Source organism: Acetobacterium sp. (assembly GCF_030652775.1).
In the GTDB taxonomy this organism is placed as follows: Bacteria; Bacillota; Clostridia; order Eubacteriales; family Eubacteriaceae; genus Acetobacterium.
In genome coordinates, this window is record NZ_JAUSPS010000012.1 from 127,167 (window position 1) to 148,583 (window position 21,417).

At 45.8% G+C, this 21,417-nt stretch carries 19 protein-coding genes and 1 pseudogene; 17 read left to right on the top strand and 3 right to left on the bottom strand.

What is annotated here, in order from left to right; all coding sequences use genetic code 11:
• Position 1: 1 nt before the first annotated feature.
• Both Q7J41_RS02895 and Q7J41_RS02900 read right to left on the bottom strand, forming a co-directional pair.
• Positions 2 to 1,048, bottom strand: coding sequence for a hypothetical protein (locus tag Q7J41_RS02895; RefSeq protein WP_304885060.1), 1,047 nt, complete (start codon positions 1,046 to 1,048; stop codon positions 2 to 4).
• Between the two features lie 309 nt (positions 1,049 to 1,357).
• Positions 1,358 to 2,068, bottom strand: a complete 711-nt coding sequence (locus Q7J41_RS02900; RefSeq protein ID WP_304885062.1) for a FadR/GntR family transcriptional regulator — start codon at positions 2,066 to 2,068, stop codon at positions 1,358 to 1,360.
• 481 nt (positions 2,069 to 2,549) lie between these two features.
• On the opposite strand from Q7J41_RS02900, the gene lctB reads away from it, so the two are divergent.
• The 5 genes from lctB (at position 2,550) to larA (ending at position 8,984) form a co-directional block, all read left to right on the top strand.
• Positions 2,550 to 3,344 carry a lactate dehydrogenase subunit LctB gene (gene lctB / locus Q7J41_RS02905; protein ID WP_304885063.1) on the top strand — a complete coding sequence of 265 codons (795 nt, stop codon included), beginning with the start codon at positions 2,550 to 2,552 and terminating at the stop codon, positions 3,342 to 3,344.
• Positions 3,345 to 3,357: 13 nt separating this feature from the next.
• Complete coding sequence (lctC, locus tag Q7J41_RS02910) at positions 3,358 to 4,614, top strand: lactate dehydrogenase subunit LctC (RefSeq protein ID WP_304885064.1); 1,257 nt, start codon at positions 3,358 to 3,360, stop codon at positions 4,612 to 4,614.
• Between the two features lies 1 nt (position 4,615).
• Positions 4,616 to 6,016, top strand: coding sequence for a lactate dehydrogenase subunit LctD (gene lctD, locus Q7J41_RS02915; protein ID WP_304885066.1), 1,401 nt, complete (start codon positions 4,616 to 4,618; stop codon positions 6,014 to 6,016).
• Positions 6,017 to 6,024: 8 nt separating this feature from the next.
• On the top strand, positions 6,025 to 7,566 hold the full coding sequence (locus Q7J41_RS02920) for an L-lactate permease (RefSeq protein WP_304885067.1): 1,542 nt from the start codon (positions 6,025 to 6,027) through the stop codon (positions 7,564 to 7,566).
• 146 nt (positions 7,567 to 7,712) lie between these two features.
• Positions 7,713 to 8,984: a nickel-dependent lactate racemase gene (gene larA / locus Q7J41_RS02925; RefSeq protein WP_304885069.1), complete on the top strand. Its 1,272-nt coding sequence runs from the start codon at positions 7,713 to 7,715 to the stop codon at positions 8,982 to 8,984.
• A gap of 119 nt (positions 8,985 to 9,103) precedes the next feature.
• Here the strand turns inward: larA and Q7J41_RS02930 are convergent, their stop codons facing one another.
• Complete coding sequence (locus Q7J41_RS02930) at positions 9,104 to 9,529, bottom strand: pyridoxamine 5'-phosphate oxidase family protein (protein WP_304885071.1); 426 nt, start codon at positions 9,527 to 9,529, stop codon at positions 9,104 to 9,106.
• Positions 9,530 to 10,355: 826 nt separating this feature from the next.
• On the opposite strand from Q7J41_RS02930, the gene Q7J41_RS02935 reads away from it, so the two are divergent.
• The 12 genes and pseudogenes from Q7J41_RS02935 to Q7J41_RS02990 form a co-directional block, all read left to right on the top strand.
• Positions 10,356 to 11,186, top strand: coding sequence for a GIY-YIG nuclease family protein (locus Q7J41_RS02935; RefSeq protein WP_304885073.1), 831 nt, complete (start codon positions 10,356 to 10,358; stop codon positions 11,184 to 11,186).
• A gap of 113 nt (positions 11,187 to 11,299) precedes the next feature.
• Complete coding sequence (locus Q7J41_RS02940; protein ID WP_304885075.1) at positions 11,300 to 12,760, top strand: helix-turn-helix domain-containing protein; 1,461 nt, start codon at positions 11,300 to 11,302, stop codon at positions 12,758 to 12,760.
• 426 nt (positions 12,761 to 13,186) lie between these two features.
• A complete protein-coding gene (locus Q7J41_RS02945) occupies positions 13,187 to 13,744 on the top strand; it encodes a hypothetical protein (RefSeq protein WP_304885077.1) in 558 nt (185 codons plus the stop codon).
• Positions 13,745 to 13,983: 239 nt separating this feature from the next.
• Positions 13,984 to 14,409, top strand: a complete 426-nt coding sequence (locus Q7J41_RS02950) for a hypothetical protein (RefSeq protein ID WP_304885079.1) — start codon at positions 13,984 to 13,986, stop codon at positions 14,407 to 14,409.
• Positions 14,410 to 14,673: 264 nt separating this feature from the next.
• Positions 14,674 to 15,312: an acetolactate decarboxylase gene (locus Q7J41_RS02955; protein WP_304885081.1), complete on the top strand. Its 639-nt coding sequence runs from the start codon at positions 14,674 to 14,676 to the stop codon at positions 15,310 to 15,312.
• A 166-nt stretch (positions 15,313 to 15,478) separates the two neighbouring features.
• Positions 15,479 to 15,916, top strand: a complete 438-nt coding sequence (locus tag Q7J41_RS02960) for a hypothetical protein (RefSeq protein WP_304885082.1) — start codon at positions 15,479 to 15,481, stop codon at positions 15,914 to 15,916.
• Positions 15,917 to 16,344: 428 nt separating this feature from the next.
• A complete protein-coding gene (locus Q7J41_RS02965; RefSeq protein ID WP_304885083.1) occupies positions 16,345 to 16,974 on the top strand; it encodes a hypothetical protein in 630 nt (209 codons plus the stop codon).
• Between the two features lie 11 nt (positions 16,975 to 16,985).
• Positions 16,986 to 17,543: a hypothetical protein gene (locus Q7J41_RS02970; protein ID WP_304885085.1), complete on the top strand. Its 558-nt coding sequence runs from the start codon at positions 16,986 to 16,988 to the stop codon at positions 17,541 to 17,543.
• A gap of 103 nt (positions 17,544 to 17,646) precedes the next feature.
• Positions 17,647 to 18,666, top strand: coding sequence for a DUF3089 domain-containing protein (locus tag Q7J41_RS02975; protein WP_304885087.1), 1,020 nt, complete (start codon positions 17,647 to 17,649; stop codon positions 18,664 to 18,666).
• A gap of 108 nt (positions 18,667 to 18,774) precedes the next feature.
• Positions 18,775 to 18,984, top strand: coding sequence for a hypothetical protein (locus Q7J41_RS02980; protein WP_304885089.1), 210 nt, complete (start codon positions 18,775 to 18,777; stop codon positions 18,982 to 18,984).
• Positions 18,985 to 19,037: 53 nt separating this feature from the next.
• The gene (locus Q7J41_RS02985) at positions 19,038 to 20,423 is read left to right on the top strand and encodes a uridine kinase (RefSeq protein ID WP_304885090.1); all 1,386 of its coding nucleotides are present in this window, start codon (positions 19,038 to 19,040) and stop codon (positions 20,421 to 20,423) included.
• Positions 20,424 to 20,651: 228 nt separating this feature from the next.
• A pseudogene (locus Q7J41_RS02990) lies at positions 20,652 to 21,417 on the top strand (hypothetical protein); the annotation flags it as partial.

Consider the following 21,417-nt stretch of genomic DNA (forward strand, 5'->3'; position numbering starts at 1 on the left):
TTTAAACGACCGAATATTCATAGATGTATTGGTTTAAAATATTGTCGTAAATATTGCCACCGGGGTAAACGGTATACTCGAAGATGGTAGTCTTTTTACCGTCAATTTCATCATAGCCATAAAACCTATAGCCGCCTTGCTCAAAGGTTCCTTGAAATTCGATCATTTCGGGAACATAGGTTTCGGATGCGATTAGATAGTCATCAAGATACTGCCTAGCTTCGTCTTCAGTGGCCAGATAGCAGATCGTTTCATCACCTGCGGCTTGAAATAAGTAGATTTGTTTAAAATCATTAAATAGACTTCCTTTAGGAGAGACAATGTAAGGTTGTGCCTGAATAGGACTATTAACTGCAGTTAATTTAAATCCTTTGTTACAATACCCTGTATATTTATAATCTTCATCTACACGCATCCCCAATTGACCCAGCAATTGTTTTAGATAGGTAATCGCCTCATGCGGGTTTTGGATCAATTTTTTATAAAACGGTTCGTCTTGATCCACTGTGCCACTGGGGGCACTTGAACCGGCCGGCAGGATCTGAATTTTGATGCCTTCGAGGCGATAGCCAAATCCTTCGGTGCCGGCACTTTCGCCGTTTTTAGCCCAGTTAAGCCAACCCATATTCTGAGCATGAACCTGATACCAGATATCAAATTGATCAGCAGTATCGCCAGTTAGTTTAATTTGAATGGCTTCTAACCGTAAGCTTTCGCCAGTGGTTCCGCTTGTTTCGCCGTTCTTTTTCCAGTTGGTATTATCGCCTTGATCTTCCCAACCGTAATTTTGGATATGCGTTTGATAAGATACGTCAAGATTCGCGTCCTGATTTTCAAGTTCGATTTTAATGCCTTCTAACCGTAGACCTTCTCCGATTGTCCCGCTGAGAACGCCATCGGATACAAATTCCTGCCAGCCTTCATTTTCAACGTGGGTACGATAGCGAACATTGGGGGTTGTTTCAGCCCACACAGTTGTTGGAACCATCCCGACACTCAGCAATAAGGTCAACATCAAAACTAAACATTTGCGAATACTGTTTTTCATTTTATTTGCCTCGCTTTCTTATTCGTATTAGATAAAAGTATACGCTTACAATTCAATATATTCAAGATAATATAAAAATTTTCTATTTTAGTTGTTTTATCGTTGATGTTTTTATTCATTTGCATCGACTATGCGGTGATGAGATACGATCTTATTTAGATTGAAGCGGACTGAAAGGTGCGGCTATTTTTTAAAGGACTATATTGATTGACCGGATCGCCTGTAAAAATATAATGGTATCTGAGATTATGAAATTTGCGTTAATAAAAAAGCAGGATGACAAAAAATCATCCTGCTTTTTTTCGGAAATTACTGCTTGTCAATTTCCAGTCCGGCCACAAAGCCATCAATCAGATCCATATGCTGGGACATCGCAAAGGCGGCGTTGAGCTGTTCCTTGTTGCCGAGAGCGTTCAAGATTTTGCGGTGCTGTTGATCGATAATTGGTCCCCGTTGGGTATCGTCGAGAATGGCAATTCGGATATCCTTGATCAGGGCTTCGATCAGGGTGGCCGATGACAGCAGGACGTTATGTATCATCTTGTTTTCTGAGGCCAGGGCAATTTCATAATGGAAGCGCTTGTCCAGTTCGGCCCGGACCGACTCATCGGTTTCGGTTTCAATGGCATCACAGATTTTTTCCAGACTGGCAAACCGTTCCGGCGTCATTTTTTTGGCCGCCAGTTTAGCCGCTTCGGTTTCCAGCGCCCGCCGCAGTTCCTGGACCTCTCTTAATTCGCCCTTGCTGAGCCAGAACATAATCGTCAGTGGCTGAGTCAGGGTATCTTCAAAATTTTCGGCAATAAAATTCCCTTCGCCCTGCTGACAGACCACCAGGCCGATCATCTCCAGCGCCCGGATCGCCTCCCGGATCGTTGCCCGGGAAACCCCTAACTGTTCCGCCCATTGCCGTTCCGAAGGTAGTCGGTCGCCGCTTTTTAAATTTCCTCTAATAATATTTTCTTTAATCTGCTCGAGGATTTGCAAATATATTTTCGTGTGTGCAATTTCTTTAAACATCTAAAACTTCACTTCATTTCATTCGATTTTTTCGTTTTCTCTTAGTTTTCTAGTAAGGATCATAATAAACCATTGTACCACAGCCACTTTTAAAATTCAAAAAGATAAAAAGTGGGATAAAAAATAATTTCTGAAAACGTTATTTTACCACTTGACAAATATTTACGAAACGCATATAATGGCAACAGGTTAGTGGTCTGACCACCAGACCAATAGTAGAATTTTATCAGAGATTTGTCAAGTGGTTTATGAATGGGTTTAAGAGGGTTTAAAAGTTTTCGTCGACTGACCAGCTCAGTCGATAGCGGAATTTATGATGAAAGAACATTTTCCTTGCTGTCTGTTGATGAAATGGACAGCAAAAGAAATTTCGCTCAGGTCTTAACCAAATGATTTGCATGATTCGGCGTTTGCGAAGCGGGGCACAAAGCTCATGGTACTATCGCAATTGTCAATTTAATTTATTTTATGGAGGGTGAGTATGAAAATACTGGTATGTATCAAACAGGTTCCGGGAACGTCCAACGTGGAAGTGGATCCGGAAACAGGTGTCCTGATTCGTGATGGGGTTGAATCAAAATTGAATCCCTATGATTTATTTGGTCTGGAAACCGCATTTCGCTTAAAAGAACAATTGGGCGGCACCATTACCACCTTGTCAATGGGTCCGATGCAAAGTAAAGAAGTGCTTTTTGAATCTTTCTATATGGGCGCTGACGAGGGCTGTTTATTATCAGACCGAAAATTTGGCGGGGCCGATGTGGTCGCCACCAGTTATACGCTGGCCCAGGGGGCTAAAAGACTGGGTGATTTTGATCTGATCATCTGCGGCAAGCAGACCACCGATGGCGATACCGCTCAGGTTGGTCCGGAAATGGCCGAATTTTTAGGAATTCCCCACGTTACCAACGTCATCAAAATTCTGATGGCGGATGAAAAGGGCCTGACCCTGCAAATGAACATGGAAGAATCCCTGGAAATCCAACGCGTGCCATACCCTTGCCTGATCACTGTCGACAAGGACATTTACACCCCGCGCTTACCTTCTTATAAACGAAAACTGGAAATTTCCGAAAATCCCGAAATTAAAGTTTTGACCCTGAAAGATATGTACGACACCGATGAAAAAAAATATGGCCTCAGCGGCTCACCAACCCAGGTCGAACGAATCTTCCCGCCGGAAAGCAACGTCGAAAAAACCAGCTTTGAGGGCGATGGACCAGCTCTGGCAACGGCGCTGATGGGAATTTTAACCGAAAAAAAATATTTAGGCTAGGAAGGAAAAAATCATGGCAGGAATTAAAATAATCAAGGAAAACGTCGATCAAAAAACCTTTGAGGCACTGGCAGAAATTTGCCCCTTCGATGCCTTTTCTTATGAAAACGCTAAATTAGAAGTGACCGCCGCCTGTAAAATGTGCAAGATGTGTTTAAAAAACGGACCAGCCGGCGTTCTCATGCTGGAAGAAGATGAAAAGATCGCCATCGACAAAAGCCTGTACAAAGGCATTACCGTCTATGTCGATCACATTGAAGGCAAGATTCATCCGGTTACCTTTGAGCTGATTGGCAAGGCCCGCGAACTGGCCGCAGTGATCGATCATCCGGTTTACGCCCTGTTTATGGGGACCAATATCACCGCCGAAGCCAGCGAACTGTTAAGCTACGGGGTCGATAAGGTATTTGTCTACGATCAGCCGGAACTTAAACATTTTGTGATCGAACCCTATGCCAACGTTCTGGAAGACTTTATCGAAAAAGTGAAACCATCTTCGATTTTAGTTGGTGCCACCAACGTCGGTCGTTCCCTGGCGCCACGCGTGGCCGCCCGTTACCGTACCGGTCTCACCGCTGACTGTACCATTCTGGAAATGAAAGACAATACCGATCTGGTTCAGATCCGACCAGCCTTTGGCGGTAATATTATGGCCCAGATTGTGACTGAAAACACCCGACCCCAGTTCTGTACCGTCCGTTATAAAGTATTTTCCGCTCCGGAACTGGTTAAAGAACCCTGGGGCAGTGTCGAAGTGATGGAAATCGGCAAAGAGAAACTGATTTCAGCCATTGAAGTGCTGGAAGTCATTAAAAAAGAAAAAGGCCTTGATCTTTCTGAAGCCGAAACCATTATTGCGGTTGGCCGGGGCGTAAAATGCGAAAAAGATCTGGAGATGATCCACGAGTTTGCTGAAAAAATCGGCGCTACCGTGGCCTGTACCCGACCCGGCATCGAAGCCGGCTGGTTTGATGCCCGCCTGCAGATTGGCCTCAGCGGCCGAACCGTTAAACCGAAACTGATCATTGCCCTGGGTATTTCCGGTGCCGTCCAGTTTGCCGCCGGGATGCAGAATTCCGAATATATCATCGCGGTCAATAATGATCCCAAAGCACCAATCTTTAATATTGCCCATTGCGGCATGGTCGGCGATTTATACGAAATCATCCCCGAACTGTTAAAAATGATTGCCGATCCGGAAAGCGCTGCCGTCGGGAAAACCCTGGCGATGCCTGAAGCCATTGAAACACCAGAAAGGATGGTTGGCTAAGATGAATTATAAAAAAGTGGAAGCAACGGATATTGATTTTTTAAAGGACCTGATTCCTGCTGAACGGATCTTTGTCGGCGACCAGATTGGTGAAGACTTCAGCCATGATGAGCTGGGCAGTATCCATTCTTATCCGGAAGTGCTGATTAAAGTAACCACCACCGAAGAAGTATCAAAAATCATGAAATATTCCTATGATCATAATATTCCGGTCGTGGTCCGGGGGTCCGGCACCGGGCTGGTGGGGGCCTGTGTCCCACTGTTTGGTGGGATTATGTTAGAAACCACCCTGATGAACAATATCCTCGAACTGGACACCGAAAACCTGACGGTTACCGTGGAACCCGGCGTGCTGCTGATGGAACTGTCCAAATTTGTGGAAGAAAATGATCTCTTTTATCCGCCCGATCCCGGTGAAAAATCGGCCACCATTGCCGGTAATATCAGCACCAACGCCGGTGGCATGCGGGCCGTGAAATACGGCGTGACCCGGGACTATGTCCGCGGTCTGACCGTGGTCTTATCCAACGGTGAAATCATCGAGCTGGGTGGTAAAATTGTTAAGAACAGCTCCGGTTACAGCTTAAAAGATCTGGTCGTCGGCTCCGAAGGAACCCTCTGTGTGATCACCAAAGCGATCTTAAAACTGTTGCCGCTGCCCAAGATGACCCTGAGTCTGCTGATTCCCTTTGATAATATTAGTGATGCGGCCGGAATTGTGCCCAAGATCATCAAATCCAAGGCGATCCCGACGGCGATTGAATTTATGGAACGCCAGACGATTCTTTTTGCCGAAGATTTTCTCGGTAAAAAATTCCCGGATTCCAGCAGTAATGCCTATATCTTATTGACCTTTGACGGCAATTCCAAGGAACAGGTCGAAGCTGAATACGAAGTTGTCGCCAACCTCTGTCTGGCCGAAGGCGCCAAAGATGTTTATATTGTCGATACCGCCGAACGGAAAGAATCGGTCTGGTCAGCCCGAGGTGCCTTCCTGGAAGCGATTAAAGCCTCGACCACCGAAATGGATGAGTGCGACGTGGTGGTACCGCGAAACCGGATCGCCGAGTTTATTGAATTTACCCATGAGTTAGCTGCCGAAATGGATGTCCGAATCCCCAGCTTTGGCCATGCCGGCGATGGCAACCTGCATATTTATGTGTGCCGCGACAAGCTGGACCAGGCCGCCTGGGAAGTCAAACTGGAAGAAGCGATGGACCGGATGTATGCCAAGGCCCTGACTTTTAACGGACTGGTTTCCGGCGAACACGGCATCGGCTATGCCAAACGAAAATATCTGCTCAACGATTTCGGTACCGAGCATCTGGCTTTGATGGCCGGTATCAAACAAACATTTGATCCTAAAAACCTGTTAAATCCTAAAAAAGTCTGTCAGATGTAGGGGGAAATATGGATAACTTGTTACTTTTCTTTATCGCCCTGATCCCGGTGGTATGGCTGATTGTTTCGCTGGGGGTCTTAAAGATCCCCGGCTACAAAGCCTGTCCGATCGCCCTGGCGATCACCGTCTTATTAAGTATTCTGGTCTGGAAAATGCCCGTGATCGACAGTCTCACGGCAGCCCTCGAGGGCGGTGCGATGGCCATCTGGCCGATCATGCTGGTCATTGTGGCGGCGGTCTTTACCTATAATCTGGCTACCCACACTGGGGGTATGGAAGTCATCAAAAAAATGATGACCAGTATCACCACCGATCAACGGATTTTAGTGTTAATCCTGGCCTGGGGCTTCGGTGGCTTTTTAGAAGCGATTGCCGGCTTTGGAACGGCCGTGGCGATTCCCGCCAGTATTTTAGCCGCTCTTGGTTTTAATCCGGTCTTTGCCGCCATTATCTGTTTGATTGCTAACACCACCCCCACCGCTTTTGGGGCGATTGGTTTACCTGTCAGCACCCTGGCTTCAGTAACCGGTCTTAATGTAAACGATTTATCATTTGCCGTGGCGCTGCAGTTGTTTATTATGATTGTCGTGGTGCCGTTTATTCTGGTCATGCTGACCGGGAAGGGCGTCAAAAGTCTCAAAGGCGTCGTCTTGATTACCCTGATGGCCGGTTTGTCGTTTGGCTTACCGCAGATTTTTGTGGCCAAGTATTTAGGCGCCGAACTGCCGGCGATTGTCGGATCGGTGGTGTGTATGGCCGTCGTGATTGCCATGGCCAAGATCTTCTATAAAGATACGGCTGCCAAGGATGCCGAAAAGATTCCGTTAAAAAACGCCGTGATGGCCTGGTTACCGTTTATTCTGGTGTTTGTCATTATCATCCTGTGCTCATCGCTATTCCCGGCTATTAACGGGGCGCTGGCGCAAGTGAAAACCACGATCCAGATTTACACCGGACCGCATGGCAAACCCTACACCTTCTTATGGATTTCTACCCCCGGAACGCTGATCATCTTTGCCACCTATCTGGCTGGCTTGATTCAGGGCGTTAAATTTGGCCAGATATCTAAAGTGTTGGGCAATACCATGAAACAGATGAGTAAGTCCGCCATTACCATTGTCGCCATTGTGGCGCTGGCCAAGGTGATGGGTTACAGCGGCATGATTGGCGTCATCGCCCAGATTCTGGTTTTGATTACCGGCGATTTTTATCCCCTGATAGCGCCGCTAATTGGAGCCCTGGGTACCTTTGTCACCGGCAGCGATACCTCCGCCAACGTCTTGTTCGGCGGGCTTCAGGTCGAAGCCGCCAACGCCATCGGGATGAACCCTTACTGGCTGGCCGCCGCCAATACCGCTGGGGCCACGGCTGGTAAGATGATCTCACCTCAAAGTATTGCGGTGGCCACTGCCGCCACCGGCATTATCGGCAGCGAGGGCAAGATCCTCCAGGCAACCCTGAAGGTCTGCGCCATCTACGTCATCGTCATCGGGCTGGTCGTCTATTTTGGAGCACCGCTGATGGAAGGATTGCTGAGTACCTTTGGATAAACCGCATGTTAACTAACGCTTTGTATTTTACGCATTGTATATAAATAAAAGAAAATTGAATAAGTAAAACCATCCTAAAAAGTTAAGACATTAGCGGAATGCAGAATTTCGCTAGTGTCTTTCGTCTAATCAGAAAGGAAAAAAATATGCAAATCAATATACCCTATGGAAAAGAAAAACAGATTCTTAATGTCGATGAAGCCAATCTTAATGGCATTCTCGTCTCGCAGATTGAAGATTATCATCCTGAACTATCCCAAAGCGAGCTGGTGGCAGCGGCGATTGAGCAACCCGAGGGGTCAGCCCAGCTGAGTCAGCTGGCGATTGGCAAACAAAAGATTGTCATTATTGCCAGTGATCATACCCGGCCGGTGCCCAGTAAAATTATTATGCCGCTGATGCTCAGCGAAATCCGCAAAGGTAATCCCGCCGCCGAAATCACCATTTTAATTGCCACCGGGTTTCATCGTTTAACGACCCGGGAGGAACTGGTCGGCAAATTCGGCGAAGCCATCGTTGAGAAAGAGCGGATTGTCGTTCATGATTCCGGGGATGACAGCAGTCTGGTCAAAATCGGCACGTTGCCCTCCGGCGGTGAGCTGATCATCAACCGCCTGGCCGCCGAAGCCGATCTGCTGGTTTCGGAAGGTTTTATTGAGCCTCATTTCTTTGCCGGTTTTTCCGGCGGCCGTAAAAGCGTGCTGCCGGGCATCGCCAGCCGGGTCAGTGTATTGGCCAATCATTGTGGCGAATTTATTGCCCACCCCAAAGCCCGCACCGGCGTGATTGAGGGCAACCCCCTTCATATTGATATGCTCTACGCCGCCCGCACTGCCAAACTGGCCTTTGTCGTCAATGTCGTGATCAATTCCGAAAAAGAAGTGATTTATGCCGTGGCCGGCGATTGCGATGCCGCCCATATCAAAGGCCGGACCTTTCTGGAGCAGCTCTGCAAGGTTCAGGCGCCCCCCAGCGATATCGTCATCACCAGCAATGGCGGTTATCCCCTGGATCAGAACATTTACCAGGCGGTTAAAGGGATGACTGCCGCCGAAGCCGCGGTCAAACCCGGCGGGGTGATCATCATGTTGGCCAAATCCAACGATGGCCACGGCGGCGCGGCCTTTTTCAATACCTTCCGGGATGAGAAAAATCTCGACAAGATGCTGGCCGGTTTTGTCAACACCCCCCGCGACGAAACCATCCCCGATCAGTGGGAAGCCCAGATTCTGGCGCGGATTTTATTAAAGGCCAAGGTGATTTATATCTCGGCCGCCCCGGATGAAATGATTAAAGAATTCCAGATGACCCCCGCCGGGGATGTCCAGGAAGCCTTGGCGATGGCCCGGGATTATCTTAACAATGAAGCCGCCACCGTAACAGTGATCCCCGATGGGGTCGCGGTAATTGTCGAATAAGAGCAGCGATAAAAGCAGAATAAAAGCAGTAATAAAAAAGATGACATTTCGGTGTCATCTTTTTTTGTGTTAGCAGAAGTTGTAAATTAATGCGCTGTTTTGCGGCTGCGTGCCAGGCCTTATAAATCACCCTGATCAGCATCCACCGGGCCATCCAACAACAGATAGGACGTTAATTTAATTGCAAAGATAACACTGTCGGGATGGTTGAGAATTTCTGTCAATTCCGGATGTTCCCGGGCAAAAGCGGTCGTAACCCGCTCGGTTTCAGCATCCACCAGGGTTTGAAAAAGGCCGGCAAAGGTAACCGAGACGATGTTGGCGCCGGCGGTCGGGTGCTGGCGGCTATCAACCAGGACACTGACCCGGGGATTGGCCAGCAGATTCTTGAATTTCCGGGATTCCCGGGTGGAGACCAGATAAAGCGTGCGGCAATCATCGCTCAGCAGATAGGTCATCAACGAGCAGTAGGGGTTTCCCGCGGCTTCGGTACATAAAACACAAAGGGAATTTTCGCGTAGAATCGTTTCCAGTTTAGCTAACATGTTACCACCTTTCATCAGGCGGGAGGAAGGGGTAGCCATCCTCCGGTCTGAGTAAATAAATTTTGACGAGTCGATGAATATGCCTGGGCATTGAACTTTTTTACATTATATCAGATTCTACCGGAATTTTCGGTCGTTATCCGTTTTTTTATTAATAAGTGTGCTTATTCACCAAAATGATCTCGCTGGCCGATCTGAAAGTGGCAGAACATTTGCTGGAGCCTACTTTTGTTTATCAGGGGGTTAGGTTTGGTGAGTTGAAGTCGCGGCGGTGGTACAATCTTTGTCATTTGTTAAATAAAGCGAATACAAGTAAGCTGCGTGGCGAAAAACGTGATTTTTTCTAGCCATTTAAGCGGGTGAGGCGTATAATTATAATTGCTCTGGTGCCTGCCCCTTAACTTATTGAACTTAACATATCGCAAGAAACATCGCCCGATTTAGCCAACTGTTTTTCCAGGTGGCGGTAATCCGATCCAAAAGTTGAAAATAATCATCAAACGGCTACTGAAATTTCATAAGTATCCCCCGGAACAGGCCGATCAGGCCCTGAAAATCGTCATGCGTTAGGCTGAGAAAATGTGTGGAAATGTTGGTGGCCGAAGGGGTCTGGTATAATAAGGTGGCCGAGGAGAAAGTAGCGTATTGAGTGGAGACTTGATTGTAGCAGTGCGCGGTTTTTATGCCACGGGCAGGAACGGTTCCTCAGAAAAAATTCTTTCATAGAACTAATTAAAAAAACATCATTGACTATGAAGGATTAATAGGAAACAATAACCGACTTCAAAACAGTTGATAACAATTGTGAAACAGAAAGGAATAATCAATGCAAAAATCAATCACCTACCTTTATCCGGATGCCGATAACGCCGCAAATCTTAAAATGTATCAGGATCGGACTAATCAGATTAAAGCCTTTTACTTTACAAAAGAAAGCTATAAAAAGGTTTATGACCTTCCATATGCCCTTAATTATGCCATTTACTTTCTGTTTAATGACAGTGAAGATGAGAATCTTGTTTACATTGGCCAATCTGTTAATGGGATTCAGCGGATCGAAGAACATGTTAGAGGTAAAGACTTTTGGACCTATGCCATTCTTTTTGTGACTGATAATAATAGTTTTGACAAATTATCGATTGACTATTTGGAATATGATTTCATACAAAAATTTAAGGAAAGCAGCTATGTTTTAACCAATAAAGATCTCAGACCTAATAAACCCAACATCAGTGTTTATGACCTCCCAAATCTGGAATCGTTCATTAATCAGATTGTGTTTTTACTGAGTGCAGAAGGAGTTGATATCGATGAAGTAAAAGACTCACCGGATAAAGTTAAATATTATTGTCCTTCACCCAAGCATCACGCTAAACTGTTTGTGCAGGACGGGAAATTTGTTTTGGCATCTGGCAGCGAGATTAAAAGACCGCCAGAATCAACAAAAGAATGGAAAAACAGCAGGCGCTTTGACAGGGGCAATGAGATTATTGACAGCTATATCGCAAACGAGAAGGTTAAAGAAATTGATGGGAATTTGATCACTCAGGTGAATATTGCGTTTAAGTCGCCATCGGCACCGGCGGATCTGATTACAGGATTGTCTGAAAATGGCTGGAAGTTTTTCAAGGGTCTGGATGAACTTAGAAACAAGTAGTTCTAAATTGTTGGTAGATGTTGGCAGTTTTATCTTAACATAATAGTGACTCACTACCCCAAAATACCCGTAATATCTAAGCATCATTTTACATCAAAATCCCGGGAGGACAGATGACTTTATTTAGCAAAAGAGTTGAAGAATTGATTAGCGAGAGCGGTGAAACCGTTGTGTCCTTGGCCGAAATTGGCGGCATCAATCGGTCTACCCTGCAACGGATAAAATCCGGTGAGCGCCTGCCAACCTCGGAGTTTTTCAGGAATCTGAGCCGGGCTTTACGGCTTTCGCCATTTGAGCAGGATGAACTCGCCCAACTGCTGGAAATCGCCCGGGTCGGGGAGACAGTAAGTTACAGTCGTCGGCAGATCTATGATTTGATTGAAATGATTTCTGAACTCACCGAATATAAGATTCCCTTTTCAAAAGAAGTAAACCGGAAAACAGGCGACCGGGAAAACCAGCCGGTCACCGAGCCCATTGAAATCTGCTCTGATCCAATGGCGGTTCTGAATCAGATTGAAAACAGCATCAATCAGGAACTTTTTTCTGCCGCCCAACCAGAGCTGAAACTGTGTATTCCTCATACCGAAAGCAAGGTGTATGACTACATTTTTCAGCAGATGATGGGTAATAAGAAAAAACTGAACCTCGCGGATGTGTTGGGGTTCCGACAACAGGCAGCGGCCGACGAACCGGGTCAGGCGTTGGCCGCCCTTCGTCATCTGATCGCCCTGTCCCTGCTGGAAAATATCAACTATCGCTCCTGCTATTATTATTTTTCGCCAGAAAGTCCGGTCAGCGCTCCAGTAACGGCGCTGTTTCCGTATTTTATCTTGACTTCCGAACGGGTCATCGCCATTTCAGCAGATTTTAATCAAGCGGTATTATATCGGGATGCGGCCATCATTGATGTGTATCGCACCGAGTTTGACCGCCTGGTTGCCAAGTCTCAGACCTTTATAGAAGAAAGTGACGATCTTTTTCGAGTTTACACCCTGGAAAAAGTCCGCCACTTAAAACATGTGGTCGAGCCCTTACCCTGCTTTTCCTACTATATTGACCGGGAACTTCTGGAATTAAAATTAAATAAGGATTTTCCTTATTATCAGCCCTTACTGGAAGCGGCTGCAAGCCATTACGATGACTTTAGAAAAGAAAGCCATGCAATGCTCAATGTGTTTTCGCTAAAAAACCTTGAGCAATTTATGCGTGATGGCAGCTTATCCTTTCCTGATGAAGTTTATCATGTGTTAACACCGGCTGAACGCTTGCGTCTGGTTCAACTGGTTAGGGATGACTTGGCTAATGATCGGCGAAATCTATTTGCTATTGACGATGAGTTGTTATTTATGAACGGCTCCACCGAATTTACCAATGAGCAGGATCTCATTCGTTTCATTTTGCACTACCGCAAAAATAATCAGCTGGTTTTTAAAGCCATTGAAATTCATGAGCCCAGCGTGGTTGCCGCCTTTGATGACTTTTTTACCAATATGATTAAGAGCAGCTATGTATTACCAAAAGAGCAAACCCTGGCTGAACTGGATCGCCTTATGCAGCAGTGTGAAGTGTAACAGCCTTTGCGCCCAGATTTTCGTTTTACGGCGCCAGGCTCAATATAACTTAAGGTAGAACACTAGGTGACGGGCTACATATGGGGACGGTGATGTTATGCTGACCTCGCACGCAACCCCCTCTAAAGAAAAAAACTGATTTGTGTAAGAATGGGTAAAAGTCAACCGCGGATTTCAAAAGCAATCCTACCAGAAAAATTCACAAATTTAAAAGCTAACCATGATCTCTCTGAAAATGAAATGCCGGATCGAATTATGGCTAAACATATAGATTTTAAAGTGATCCCGACGGTTTGCAATCTAAAGAAGATGCTTTTAAACTAAAAAAAGTAAATGGAGATTTAAACCAACTGAAACAATTGCCAAAGTAAAATAAAGTTTTACCACTTAAAAAAGAAAAAAGCTTTACGAACAAAGGAGAAAAAAATGAGCAAATTTGCTGTAATTGACACGGAGACAACCTGGGATGATGCGGTGATGTCCATTGGAATGGTCATCGCTGATACAGAGACCTTCGCGTTGGTTGATAAACGCTATTACATCCTCACGCCGTTTAAGGATCATGGCGGGATGTACAGCGACGGCTTGTATGCCAACGGCATCAAGCCGGACCTGGAGTGTTCCCGGGAAAAGGCAGTGGCCGAATTGCAGTATTTTCTTTCTGATTATCAGGCCGTGGCGATGTTTGCCTACAACGCCGCGTTTGACTACCGGCATCTGCCAGAATTACGACATCTGGACTGGTATGATATTATGAAGGTGGCGGCGTATCGACAGCATAATCCTAGCATCCCCGATGGTGCCGAATGCTGCCGCACCGGCAGATTGAAGCGCGGTTACGGTGTCGAGAGCGTATACCGGATGTTAAGTGCGGAGCGGGAATACTGCGAATTGCACAACGCCCTGACTGACGGCATCGACGAGTTGACGATCATGAAGTTGCTTAACCACGAAATGGATAAATATGCCTTGGCGAGGATTTGAGCAAGAACATTATCAATTGGTTAGGTCGGACATTTTGAAAAAACCGATGATGTGATGGTGCCTAATAAGGTGCCCGGTCCCATCCAGCATCAGGTGGAAGCAGCCTATTCAGTCTGTGCTTGAAAAAATCAACCTTGGTGCAAAAACAATGGTTTTTATTATTGGTCGTGGCGGTGTTTGTCATCGTTTAGTCATCGATGCAATAGATTAATAATTATGATTAGTAGAGGGATTAAAAAATGGATCAATTAAAAGAATTGAAAGAAGCAAAGAGAGCAGCGGAAGAAGTCATCGCGAGAATCGATCATGCCTTATCATCACTCGAAAGTGCTTCATCTTGGGGTTTGTGGGATTTATTTGGTGGCGACTTCTTTTCAAGCTGGATGAAAAGAGGGAAAATCCAAGATGCCAATATGGATCTGCAAGCGATAAGCAGCTCACTCAACACGCTTAACAAAGAGCTTGAAGACGTGAATATGCGCTTGCCATCAGAGATTAGCGACACATTAGGCGATCATGCTTTTGATTTATGGTTTGACAATATCTTTACTGATATCAGGGTTCAAGGGGAGATAAAAGACTCTTTGCAGGAATTAAAAGATTTTAGAGGTCAGGTTATAAGTCTTATAAAAAAGATAAACGTTGACATAGCAAGCTTTAAATAGCTGAATGTGTGGAGGTAAGACGCGATGCGGACTCAAGGGGACGGCTGCCGACGGGAAAAAAGATTGTAGTGATACATGTGATTATGGCGGTATTATCGAACTTGCTAAAAGTTTTCCAAGCAAACAGACAAAATGATTTATTGAATGGTTTACCTATAGCGATGAAACGATTGATGAAAAAAGCCAATCAAAAGGGTATGGACTTCTCGACAGTTCTTCAGGCCCTGGTGCCAGGAATACTTAACTTACAGGAGGAATAAAACCGTGGATCAGCAGAATTTATTTCAGGTATCAAGCCTGGCACACTTTCAGAATAAGGGATATGATGGGCTTGTGTCCATTGAAGAAATGTTAAGCTATGGCGATACCGGTTTTGGAACTTACCACGCCCTTAACGGTGAAATGATTGTTCTTGATGGAATTGCTTATCGGGCTTTGGGGGATTGCCGGGTTGAACGGGCAACCCAAAGGGAAACAACCCCTTTTGCGACCTTGGGTTTTCTGGATGACGAAAAAAGTTATGATTGCAAAATTAATGGAGATATAAAAACCCTGATGGAACGATTGACGGCGCTGACCCAAAATACCCAGGCCCCGGTTATTGCCCGTTTGACCGGCGTTTTTCAGGAAATGGTGGTCCACGGGGTCTGGCCGGTCACGAAACCCTATCAGGAGCTGAACCTGATTATCAGAAAACAGGCTATCTATACCTTTCAAGAGATTCGCGGGCGACTGGTCGGTGTTTTTTGTCCCCCCTCGGCCAATGGCTTAAACGTAGTGGGTTGGCATTTTCATTTTCTCTCCGACGATTTAAAGGTGGGGGGTCATGTCAATGATCTATGGGTGCAAAGTCTGATGGTTACCTTTAGTGTCAAAAAAGAACTGGTGATAATCAAGCCCTAAACACTTAAAAAGGAAGTCGTTCCTGACACCATCATATAAACGTATTCAGATTAAATAAGAGGGGGATCTTATTGACTGTAAAATAAACGGCACATCAAGATAAATGGCTGGATGCCATCAAACGAAAAGAAAACCGATGGGATAAAAAAAGATCGGAGGTAGAATAATGAGAAAAAAAGTGCAGGTACTGTTGCTATTGGTGTTAATAGCAATGATCAGTACCGGATGTTTTCCCCAAAAGAAAGACATTTTGGTGGGAAAATGGCAGCGGGTGGAACCGGATAACATGTTCAATGGTCTGGTGGTCAATGTGGAAGCACTTGATGATGGCTATCGTGGATTGATCATTGAAATGGGTCCCGAATTGGAAAGTATCGGTTATCGGATTGGCGATACCAAATGGAAAAATGTGAAAAAATTGAAATCAGGTTTGTATGTCTTTGATGATCTTGGGAAAAATACAGAAACAAAAGAAACCCTATGGTTTGAAATGAATATAAATATCAGTCTGGAAGATCCTGACACCATCACGATTACCAGCGTGGCAAATACTGGTGAGGTGGGTTCAGTGCAGACATGGAAACGGGTGAAGCCATCGGTATAGAAAGAAATAGTGCCCGACACCAACTTATGAGCGGATAATGAGATCGGACTGGTGGATGAATTGGGGTCTGGCATCCGAAACACCTATAAATACAGTAAAGTAAGGTGGTGGTACCTGTCACTTAACATATTTGGCAATGGTATCATTGATCTCGATAATTATAGGATAAATAAACCTAAAAAATAAAGTTCATGAACCTAGGGCCAGGTAGAATGATTGCAGGAAAAAGCAAGTGTCAACGATCAGTTGACAGTTCAAAGCGAGGGACAGTCTAGTTAACCGGAATTTCCGGATAACTGGATTAGGAGCCAGGTGCCTTGGCTCAAATTAACTTCCTGCCCCTAAGCTAGTGACCAAGCTAGTGACCAAGCTAGTGACCAAGCCACCATACAAGATGATTTTACAGATTTAAAAGATCGGAGCACAAGTTGACAGATAAAAATAAAAAATCAATGCGAATGGACTATCAGGTCATTTTTAAAAAAGCCTATCATTTGATGGATGAAGCGATCATCGCGGGTAATTGTGGTGAACTATGTGGCTATCATTGTTGCCGCCGAATTGATGTCGACGGTAAGCGATTGGGCATGTATTTGTTACCCCTTGAATATGAATATATGCAACGAGAGGTCGTTGCCGATTACGATCTGCACCGTCATCAGGACTACAATCTGCCCCCTAAAATTAAGAAATACTATTATATCTATTGCCATTTGGCCGAAGGTTGCCTGAGAGATCATCGTCCTATTCAATGCCGGACCTACCCCTTTGAACCCCATCTCGAAAATGGTGTCTTCTCACTTGTGATTGAAAAAGAGCAGATTCATGGCTGTGTCCTGATTGAACGCCGCTCAGAGTGGCGCCAGGCCTTTATTGATGGTATTTATAATGGTTGGCTTGAACTGCTGAAGATCCCCATCATTAAGTATCACATTGAATATTTTTCCAACGAGCGAAGCGCAGCCAATAACATTATGATACGCTATACTCCAAATGGATATGATGATCCGATTTCCCCCAGCAACGACTGCCAAAGAAAATCAAATTTTACCATTTAAAGGAGAAAACAATGAGTAAATTCGCTGTAATTGACACGGAGACGACCTGGGGTGATGCGGTTATGTCCATTGGAATGGTTATTGCAGATACGGTGACCTTCGAGTTGGTTGACAAACGCTATTATATCCTCACGCCGTTTAAGGATCACGGCGGGATGTACACAGACGCCCTGTATGCCAACGGCATCAAGCCGGACCTTGAGTGTTCCCGGGAAAAGGCAATGGCCGAATTGCAGTATTTTCTTTCAGATTATCAGGCTGTGGCGATGTTCGCTTACAACGCCGCGTTTGACTACCGGCATCTGCCTGAATTAAAACATTTGGACTGGTATGACATAATGAAGGTGGCGGCGTATCGACAGCATAATCACAGCATCCCGGATTGTGCCGAATGCTATGGTACCGGCAGATTGAAGCGCGGCTACGGCGTCGAGAGTGTATACCGGATGTTAAGTGCGGAGCGGGGATACTGCGAGTTGCACAACGCCCTGACTGATGCGATCGACGAGTTGACGATCATGAAGTTGCTTAACCACGAAATGGATAAATACGCCTTGGCGCGGATATGAGTAAGAACATTATCAATTGGTTAAGTCGGAGATTTTGAAATAACAGATGATGTGACGGTGCCTGATGATGAAACGGCCTAAAAATTAAAAAAAGGAGCTCGCCATGAAAAAAGGAAACAATCTTTCAGTATCTGCCGCTATTGTGTCAATCTTTCTGATCATGACACTGTTGCTGGGCGGATGCATCCAAGAACCACTCGGAGTGGATTACAACAAAGCCGAGAACTGGGCTTATTTGCCGGTTGACGAAGCGGTCACTAAAGACTGTGATGTGTTTTTTGTGGCGCCGACGGTTTATCTGGGGACTGCGGAGTCCCATTCGATGGATCTCGGTGATGAACAAACAAAGGCCCAGTTTTTGGGGGCGACCAATATGGAAAAAGGTCTCTACGACGATGACGCCAATTTTTTTGCCCCTTATTACCGGCAGGCAGCGCTGAACGCCTACACCATGGATGAATCCCAGTCGGATCAGTATTTTGATCTGGCCTACGCGGATGTTTCGCAAGCCTTTGATCAGTACTTCAAAGATTACAATCAGGGCCGGCCATTTATTCTGGCCGGGTTCAGCCAGGGTTCGGAAATGCTGTTGCGCCTGCTGGCGGAAAAATTCGCTGATCCGGCATTAAACGACCGGTTGGTCGCCGCCTATCTGATTGGCTGGCGCGTCACACCGGAAGATTTAAGCAACTATCCCTTTTTAAAAATGGCCCAGAATTCTGGGGATACCGGCGTGATCATTACCTTTAATTCAGAAGCCGAGGGGATTCAAAGCTCGCTGATTGTTCCGGATAAAACATTGGGGATCAATCCCCTGAACTGGAGAACCGACAGCACCCCTGTTGCTGCCAGTGAAAATAGCGGCGCCGTATTTACCGATTATAGTGGGGCGATTGTCAAGGAAGTGCCCAACCTGACTGGGGCCTATCTGGATCCTGTTCGGGGTACCCTGCGCGTAACCGGTGTCAGCCCGGCCGATTTTCCACCGGTCCTCGATATTTTCCAGGAGGGGGTATATCATCTTTATGATTACCAGTTTTTTTACCGTAACCTGGAGCAGAATGTCAAAGAACGGATCGGCAATTATCTGAACGAGTCGGTGGCTGGGGATGCGGTTATTTAATATAGCTGGCGCGAAACATCATTGCGACGGAGCATAAAGAGACCGGAGGTATTGTGTCCCCAGGCCTGATGGCGGTCAATGCCATTGTTAAAGCAAGGAGGAATTGTTATGTTCAAAGAGCTATGTAAATTCTTTGCCGGGGTAACGGCATGGGAAGCAGTTGTTCATGCGTCACTGGGACTAAGCGGTGTTTTACCGATTAATCTCTTTGGTATTGAGATAACGCCATTTTTAAATACCATCCAAATCATCGGGCCGGCTTTAATGTCATGTCTGTTGATCTATTTGGGATGGCTACGCAAGTCTGGCCGATCCTGAGATCCGCAATAATAAACAATTCAAATTAATTAAATCGAAAGAAGGTGTAGGCTATGCGAGAAACGCATCTGATTAAAAGCCGGCAAACTTGTAAACTCGGATTGATCATTGTCATTCGGCAGCTTTTCCCTCAAGAATCCCTTAAAACCGCATATTCAATTATGGAGGGCGTGTTTTGCCGGTTTGCCAATTCGGCAATTTCAATCAGAGAAGTCGATCAGATTGAAAAGAAACTAAACGAGTGGATTTTAAGTAATCCGGAGATTGACTTTTTGAAACATGAGGGCGGCTACTACTTTTATCAGGTCGATGGCGATCTTGTTAAAATGATCTATCCCTGCGAAACCAATGTTAAAAATATGGATCCTTTCTGTGTGATTCCTTATGCCGACGGTTTTATCGTCGACTTTGGCGACATCGACCGCGATTGCAACACCTCGTTGATTCCGCCGGATAAACTCTCGGCCATGTATGATAAGACCCAGAAATGGCTGAAAAATATTAATATCGAGTTGCTCAATGATGTTAACGACTTTGTCAAAAGCAGCGCCAGCCTGAAGCTGCTGGGGATGGCCGAAGCCCTGCATGAAAAGGAGATATCCGATATTGCCGTGATGATTCTGCAGCAGCAGCGGGCGCTGCGGGTACTGCTGATTTCCGGACCCTCTTCTTCAGGCAAGACGACCTTTGCGCAACGGTTATCGACCCAGTTGAGTGTGAACGGATTAAAGCCGGTGACCCTGTCGATGGATGATTATTTTGTCAACCGCGAAAAGACGCCGCTGACTGAGGACGGCAAGCCCGATTTCGATTGTCTGGAAGCGTTGGATATCCCCTACTTGCAGCAACAGCTCAAAGAACTGATCGAGGGAAAAATCATTGAAACTCCGATCTATGATTTTAGAACCGGCCATCGTTCCGCTCAGACAAGGCGACTACAAGTGGGACACGATGAAATCCTGGTCGTCGAAGGGATCCACGCCTTGAATCCGGTATTGTTTATGGGGATCAACCGGAACATGCTGTTTAAGGTCTACCTCAGTTCGCTTTTTCAATTAAATTTCGACCTCGAAAACAGAGTGCCGAGTTCGGAAGTGCGGCTGATCAGACGCATTGTCAGAGGCGACCAATTCCGCGGGACGCATCCCGAGGATACCCTCGATCAGTGGCAAAATGTCCGGCGCGGGGAGTATCAAAACGTCTTTAAATTCCAGGAAGAATCGGACGTGATGTTTAATTCGAGCCTGCTATACGAACTCAATGTCATGAGAATTTTTGCCGAAACATCGCTTAATAAAATAGCGGATCACAGTCCCTATGCGAAGACCCGGGACCGCCTGCTTAATATTCTGTCCTTCTGTGAGCCGATGAATATAGAGAAAGTCCCTTTTAATTCAATACTGCGTGAATTCATCGGCGGCAGCATCTATTTCGACTAATGATTTAACATAGCGTTGCGGGTAGCCTCCCCTTAACTGTTATGGTTGCTGCTGGGTGCGAATGGTTTAACTAAAGATTAACTCTCTTTTAACAGAATCGACAATTAAGTGGATAATTAATGAGATACACTATACCAGAAAGCGAAAACTGCTAAAGTTTGAGTAAGACCCATTGAGGGCAAGGGGTCAGTTATTTCGCAAATGTCGAAAAATGTTAAAAGGAGAGTCATGAAAAAAACGATGAAACAGGGAATGGCAGTTTTATCAATTGCCGCAATGTTGGGGATGCAGATGGCCACTGGGGTGTTGGCTGAAGAAGTGACCGTGAATGCCGGTGGTGTTCCGCTGGTATTTGAAGGAAATTGCAGTTATCAGACCCAGATTCAAAATGTTGGCTGGCAGGATTGGAAATCAAAAGAATCGCTTAGCGGTACCACCGGAAAATCCTTACGGCTGGAAGGCATCAAACTCCAAATCAGTGATATCAAGAATCTGGGCGTCAGCTATCAGACTCACGTCCAAAATGTAGGCTGGCAGGACTGGGTCACCGATGGCGCCGTCAGCGGAACCGAAGGCGAATCACTGAGACTGGAAGCCATTCGCATCAAACTGACCGGAACTGAAGCCAGCAACTATGATATTTATTATCAGGTTCATGTTGAGAATACCGGCTGGATGAACTGGGTCAAGAACGGTGAATTATCAGGCACGGAAGGCAAAGGCTATCGCCTGGAAGGGATCAAGGTGGTGGTCTTACCAAAGGGCTCACCGGCACCAGTTAACACCGGAGCCATTAAAAATGTGATCTTAATGATTTCCGATGGTTGTGGATCCAATGAGATCCAGGCGACGAATTATTATACCGAGGGAAAAGCAGTTGCCCAGGTTTATGAACAATTTCCGACCCGGGTCAATATGAGTACCTATTCGCACAATGAATTAGGTGCCGATGACGATCTGGTCAGTGTTTATAATCCCCAAACAATCTGGGGCA

Excerpts from the sequence above, each read along its gene's own strand:
- Q7J41_RS02895 (WP_304885060.1), bottom strand. The coding sequence starts at position 1,048 with ATGAAAAACAGTATTCGCAAATGTTTAGTTTTGATGTTGACCTTATTG.
- Q7J41_RS02900 (WP_304885062.1), bottom strand. The coding sequence starts at position 2,068 with ATGTTTAAAGAAATTGCACACACGAAAATATATTTGCAAATCCTCGAG.
- lctB (WP_304885063.1), top strand. The coding sequence starts at position 2,550 with ATGAAAATACTGGTATGTATCAAACAGGTTCCGGGAACGTCCAACGTG.
- lctC (WP_304885064.1), top strand. The coding sequence starts at position 3,358 with ATGGCAGGAATTAAAATAATCAAGGAAAACGTCGATCAAAAAACCTTT.
- lctD (WP_304885066.1), top strand. The coding sequence starts at position 4,616 with ATGAATTATAAAAAAGTGGAAGCAACGGATATTGATTTTTTAAAGGAC.
- Q7J41_RS02920 (WP_304885067.1), top strand. The coding sequence starts at position 6,025 with ATGGATAACTTGTTACTTTTCTTTATCGCCCTGATCCCGGTGGTATGG.
- larA (WP_304885069.1), top strand. The coding sequence starts at position 7,713 with ATGCAAATCAATATACCCTATGGAAAAGAAAAACAGATTCTTAATGTC.
- Q7J41_RS02930 (WP_304885071.1), bottom strand. The coding sequence starts at position 9,529 with ATGTTAGCTAAACTGGAAACGATTCTACGCGAAAATTCCCTTTGTGTT.
- Q7J41_RS02935 (WP_304885073.1), top strand. The coding sequence starts at position 10,356 with ATGCAAAAATCAATCACCTACCTTTATCCGGATGCCGATAACGCCGCA.
- Q7J41_RS02940 (WP_304885075.1), top strand. The coding sequence starts at position 11,300 with ATGACTTTATTTAGCAAAAGAGTTGAAGAATTGATTAGCGAGAGCGGT.
- Q7J41_RS02945 (WP_304885077.1), top strand. The coding sequence starts at position 13,187 with ATGAGCAAATTTGCTGTAATTGACACGGAGACAACCTGGGATGATGCG.
- Q7J41_RS02950 (WP_304885079.1), top strand. The coding sequence starts at position 13,984 with ATGGATCAATTAAAAGAATTGAAAGAAGCAAAGAGAGCAGCGGAAGAA.
- Q7J41_RS02960 (WP_304885082.1), top strand. The coding sequence starts at position 15,479 with ATGAGAAAAAAAGTGCAGGTACTGTTGCTATTGGTGTTAATAGCAATG.
- Q7J41_RS02970 (WP_304885085.1), top strand. The coding sequence starts at position 16,986 with ATGAGTAAATTCGCTGTAATTGACACGGAGACGACCTGGGGTGATGCG.
- Q7J41_RS02975 (WP_304885087.1), top strand. The coding sequence starts at position 17,647 with ATGAAAAAAGGAAACAATCTTTCAGTATCTGCCGCTATTGTGTCAATC.
- Q7J41_RS02980 (WP_304885089.1), top strand. The coding sequence starts at position 18,775 with ATGTTCAAAGAGCTATGTAAATTCTTTGCCGGGGTAACGGCATGGGAA.
- Q7J41_RS02985 (WP_304885090.1), top strand. The coding sequence starts at position 19,038 with ATGCGAGAAACGCATCTGATTAAAAGCCGGCAAACTTGTAAACTCGGA.